At 36.7% G+C, this 5,035-nt stretch carries 8 protein-coding genes; all 8 read right to left on the bottom strand.

What is annotated here, in order from left to right; all coding sequences use genetic code 11:
- Nucleotides 1–352: hypothetical protein (locus tag VJ786_RS16475; protein WP_336558055.1), on the bottom strand; the 352-nt coding region annotated here is incomplete at its 3' end.
- Between the two features lie 15 nt (nucleotides 353–367).
- Entirely contained in the window at nucleotides 368–607 is a 240-nt protein-coding gene (locus VJ786_RS16470) for a hypothetical protein (RefSeq protein WP_202283797.1), read from the bottom strand.
- 92 nt (nucleotides 608–699) lie between these two features.
- Nucleotides 700–1,062, bottom strand: coding sequence for a hypothetical protein (locus tag VJ786_RS16465; protein WP_202283796.1), 363 nt, complete (start codon nucleotides 1,060–1,062; stop codon nucleotides 700–702).
- A gap of 9 nt (nucleotides 1,063–1,071) precedes the next feature.
- Nucleotides 1,072–2,187, bottom strand: a complete 1,116-nt coding sequence (locus tag VJ786_RS16460; RefSeq protein WP_202283795.1) for a ParM/StbA family protein — start codon at nucleotides 2,185–2,187, stop codon at nucleotides 1,072–1,074.
- Between the two features lie 142 nt (nucleotides 2,188–2,329).
- Complete coding sequence (locus tag VJ786_RS16455) at nucleotides 2,330–3,313, bottom strand: tyrosine-type recombinase/integrase (RefSeq protein ID WP_307832973.1); 984 nt, start codon at nucleotides 3,311–3,313, stop codon at nucleotides 2,330–2,332.
- Nucleotides 3,314–3,389: 76 nt separating this feature from the next.
- Complete coding sequence (locus tag VJ786_RS16450; RefSeq protein ID WP_202283810.1) at nucleotides 3,390–3,941, bottom strand: hypothetical protein; 552 nt, start codon at nucleotides 3,939–3,941, stop codon at nucleotides 3,390–3,392.
- A 286-nt stretch (nucleotides 3,942–4,227) separates the two neighbouring features.
- Nucleotides 4,228–4,524, bottom strand: coding sequence for a hypothetical protein (locus VJ786_RS16445; RefSeq protein WP_336558054.1), 297 nt, complete (start codon nucleotides 4,522–4,524; stop codon nucleotides 4,228–4,230).
- 92 nt (nucleotides 4,525–4,616) lie between these two features.
- A partial coding sequence (locus VJ786_RS16440; protein ID WP_336558053.1) for a hypothetical protein occupies nucleotides 4,617–5,035 on the bottom strand: 419 nt, incomplete at its 5' end.

The raw sequence follows: 5,035 nt of genomic DNA, 5'->3' as shown, positions 1-5,035 counted from the left end.
ATCGTTTTGTGTATCTAATTATAGATTTTGTACCAGGATCAATACTGTTTTTAAATCCTATGACCTTGTAAATAGCGTTCATAAGCTTCTTTGTAATAAGTTGGCCATCTTTCGCGAAGGGAAGCAGCACATTATGCACATATGCTGCATACTCCCTACGATTTGATTGCAATGAATCTAGCATTTGTTCCATTGTTTCTAATTTAGAATTTATTTTCATTACTTTACGAACCTGCTCCCAAACAATTTTTAAAGAAGTAGATAAATATTCTTTAGCTTTACCACCAAAACGAACCGCGCCGCTTTTAGCTATATCCCACGCCTCATGCATAAGCTCCTTATGGTTTATCATATCAATCACCACGCCTTAAAAGCCAAATACTAGGCCAGATACAAGGTAAGTAAATGATAATAGGAATATAGCTAGAGAAATCGTTCCGTAGAACCATAAGCGATCTGAAGCTGCTCCATCGATACCGAACCATTCGTTAACTGCGTTATATTTCGCAACTATAAAATTACGAAACATTCCGAAAAAATCACTTTTGCTTTTATGTTGTGGTACAATAACCTCATTATTTGTGATTTTGTATAGGGTATTTGCCATGTCAAATCATCCTTTCATCTCATAGATAATGTGTAGGGAACGCTCTTTCATTGCCGCCAAGCTGGGAAGAGCGTTCTCTTTTTGTATTCAATTTATTCGTAATCTAAAAATCCTGCCACATCAGATGCTCCTACTTCATTTGTTGGTTCAGCAGCAGGAGTGATACCTACTTCTTTTTGTTGACCTATTAATGTCTGTATAAACACTTCAATTGATCTGAGCGTATTTGGTTCTAAGAGTTGTTCTCGCTCTGCTTCACTTAAATCTAAATTAAGAGGAAGCGTAATTTCAGAACCCTGCTCTTTCTTTGCTTCGCGATCAACAATCCCATAAACTAATTTATTTCGTGAAATCGAACGCTCTCTATTTAAGAAATCCAATGTTACAGGATCTGCGTTAACAGGAACTTTAACAGAGAAGGTTTTTCCGGGTTCAACGCTATTATTTTTCTTCATGTATACCACCTATTTTTTTAGGTCTAGTCCCTTTTGCTTAGCGATAATTAATAATAGTTTGTAGTATGCTTTTGCAATGCTCCAGATACTTTCCTCTGTATCTAAGAAGTGCATTTCAAATTGATTATTTTCTTTATTAATTTGCTCTAAGAAAGGTTTAGCGATTGCAGCGGATCCACCTACGTTATAAATAGAGTGTAAATCCCCAACTTCTTTCCACTTATCAACTAGATCAGCATATTCTCTCATTGCAAATTCCATTAAGTGTTTTTCGGCAATCGCTTGATAGGATTCCGCTTTTCCGTGCGGTCTAATTATAAAAGCTTCTTTTTCTGCAGTCATGTTTTCAACAAGCTGTCTACGAGATTTAAAGACATCTACACGGAACGTAGTAAAGACTTCTTTTTTAATTGCATCTAAGTATTCGCCAATACCTAATGGTGATCCTGATGAATATTCATTATCGATTCTGCCCATACGAATTACAGCTTTATCGGTAGTATTACCACCCATATCATTGATTAAGATATTTTTCTTCTTCAATTCGTCATTAATCGCTTGTAATTTATCGTCTACAGTAAGGTTGATTACTGCGCCAAATCCTTCAACGTTCATAAATGCGTCGCGGAATTTGATATTAACTGTTTTACCTTCAAGTAATGGCGTCTTTTTAAATTCGATAACGTGAGTACCTTCGATTAATTTTTCTTTAAAAGCCGCACGTTTATCTGCTTTAACCTCATCTACTGGAAGTCCTGACGATAGTAAGTACTCTACCTCTACTTTTCTAGCTTTGCTGTGCATTGCTGCGTAGTAAGCTAGTGCAGTAAGAGTCAAAATTACCGTTTGATCCGATTCACTTTTAAGGACTGTAGCAGGAATATGTGAGCTATCTTTTTCTTTTACTGCTAATGTACCAACAGCGTAAGTACCAGAAATGTTAATCGCACTACTTGTAATACGTAAATGTAATTCTGATAGTGGATCATCTCCTAAAGATAGAATCGGACGATCGTCCATCTTTTTAATTACATTAGGGATATATACCTTGTGATCTTCCCCTAATCCGCCAATAAAGGCTTTTAATGCATCGTTACCAGCATCCACGGAAGCCGTTAAAAACATAATTATCATCTCCTCAAAATCTATGTCTCACTAATATAGTAACACTAAGGTAACACCTTTTCAACAAAAAGTGTCACTAAGGTAACACCTTTTTTAGGGATAAAAAGAGAAACCGCTATACAATAGGGTTTCTGTATGAAATTTATATATGTGCCCTCCAAATTTTCCGATATTTTTCTGAGAGAGGGGAGGAGCGCCAAAAGATAATGTATCGGTGCATTGCTTCTATGCTTTTCATACCGAGCAGAACTTTTATCTCTGCGCCGCTAATACCACTCCGGAGCGAATCTAGTATGTGCCGGTTACGTAGTGTAGTGGGGGAGAGGTGGTGAATGTTTGCGCGTTTAATTTCTTTTTGTAGCATTCGCTGCATCGCTATTTTTGTTAATTTTTTTGGCGAATCTGTACTGTAATCCCACTGGAACGTACCTGTAGCATGATGAAACGTTACGAAAAGTGGGTCTAGCGTATTTTGGCGCGGTTGTACGGGTTCTGGGATGTCTTTGTATGTGGCCAAGAGTAATTTACGATCTGATTCATGTAAGGGGATAGCGCGTTTTATACCGCCTGCAGCAGTAGGGAATAGTACGCCTTGTCCAAAGTTAACATCCTGCATGGTTAAATTGGTGAGATCGTGAATACTAAATCCGTAATAGATCATTAAACGTACGATTAGTAGATTGCGATTAAGAATATGACTTCTGCCGGCTATTTGGTAGGGGGTTAATTCCTCCAGACTTTTCATTGTCTGCAGCAGCCGTTCGATTTCTGTATCAGAAGCAAAGTTATGTAATTGTAATAACTCCTGCTTCCCACGATCTACGGATTCTAAGAATACTCCATGATAATCCAGAAAGTTTATTATTACACCACTAATCCTTTTTAAAGAAGTAGGGGAGCAATTGCGGGTTGTTTTCGCTGCATTTAAATATTGTTTAAACCTATCTGTAGTTATATTCCGTTTAAATGGGCGTTGCAGGGCGTCCTCGCTATTTTCTAACCATAAAGCGAATAACACCAAATCATAACGATATCGTTGCACAGTAGAGAGTTTTCGGCCGTTTCCTTGCATGTACAAAAGAAACTCATGAATCGACTGGTCCCAAGTCAAAATTATCATCTCCATTTTTATAAAAAATCGTGTACCACTATTGGTGAAAGAAAAACAACAAGACGTCCACAAGGGATTCTTGCTGCCGTGCTTATTTTAGTATTCGTTTATACCACGGTTGTTTTTCTGTTGTAGCAGCTGCTTCCTGCATTTCTATAAGAGTGTTCATTTTGCTTGTAAGATCTTGCAGTTGGTCCTGAAGTTCCTGGTTCCGTTTATCTGATTGCAATAATTGCTCGTGAATTCGCTCTGCTCGTTGATCGGATTTTATAACTTGTTCAACTAAAAGCGTATTCTGTTCAGATAAATTACGTTGCTGGTTAACTATGGTCTCCAAACTCTTTAGAAATGGCTCCATCTTTGCCAATGACAATTCATTCACCACATCATCATCATTACGTACATCATGATATACCGGGATAGATCCTTGCAGCTCTTCCAAAATCTCATGCGTCTGTATACCTTTTGCGTATAATTCTTTTATCTGCTTGAGCAGGGGTAATCCTTCGCTAAAGATCATCTTTTTTCTACCAACAGATTTCACTTTGAAAAAGTCCGGATAAGTATGCAGGTATCTTGAAATAGAAGTATGGCTAATACCCAACGTATCCGCTGCTTCTTGGATCGAATACCATTCTTTCATCACCACGCCATCACCTCACCAGTAGTAATTCGACGTGCGCAGCTAAAGTCTTGCTAAAAGGTTGCAATTAGTTAACAAAAAAGAACATAAATAAAACCCTATTGCGATAAAAACAATAGGGTTCCCGTAGTATTAGCGTACAACGGGTTTATATAGATCATATTGGCGTGACCTACACAAAGTGGTTGTACAGAATGTTGGTAGCAAACTGTACGAGTTATATGAACACAATCATACTGCGGTTTGCTCTTTAATTATAATTTAACCAAACATGCCATACAATACCCTATATTAAATCTAAATTTTTCAGTAACCAATCTTGAACCTCTTCCTTCAAATCAATACCTACAGCAATAGTTCCAAGCACTACACCTTTTCCAACAAGGTTTATATCTACAGACATAGATACTTTTCCTGTTTTGATTTCATAAGTCACTGTTTCGATGTGCTTCTTAGGAACACGAACAAAGTTAATTAGACCTGAAGACTCTACATATGTATCTGTAATTTTAATTTTAATATCTTTCCACGAAAATTCTGTATCTGTAATAGTTTTAGCGTTTTTAGTTCCAAATAAGCCCATAAGTAATAGACCTCCTATATGTTGTCATCATCATCTTAGCATATAGGTGCAGGTGCTCATAGTCTGCTTTAAGCATATAAACGGAATGTATTTTAGTCTCTTCTATACTCTTTTTTAATTTCTTCTAAACGTTTTTTATCTTCTTCATTTTTACGTAATTTAGCTATATCTTGAATAACAATTCCAAATACAGCTGAAATTTGTTGATCGCTACGACCTGTATTTATTGCTTTTAAAATTGCAGGTGAAATGGCTTCTTTATAATTATCTGATAATGAATCCCAATTTTTTACCTCTTTAAGCTCTTGACTAAAAGCGGACTCTTCTTTTTCTTTCTCTGCCGTTTCTTCTTTAAGCCACTTAGGTACAATTTCAGAGCGTACGGGGTTGTTATTGGATTCAGATGATTTTGTATTAATTTCAGTTTTAATGGATTTTTCTAACAAACCACGGAAACTTGTCTTTATTTCAGCTTTTAATACACGTGCAATTACAGCATTGAATGCTACTG

Source organism: Sphingobacterium tenebrionis, from assembly GCF_037126265.1.
In the GTDB taxonomy this organism is placed as follows: Bacteria; Bacteroidota; Bacteroidia; order Sphingobacteriales; family Sphingobacteriaceae; genus Sphingobacterium; species Sphingobacterium tenebrionis.
This window is presented reverse-complemented; position numbering and strand designations above follow the sequence as displayed.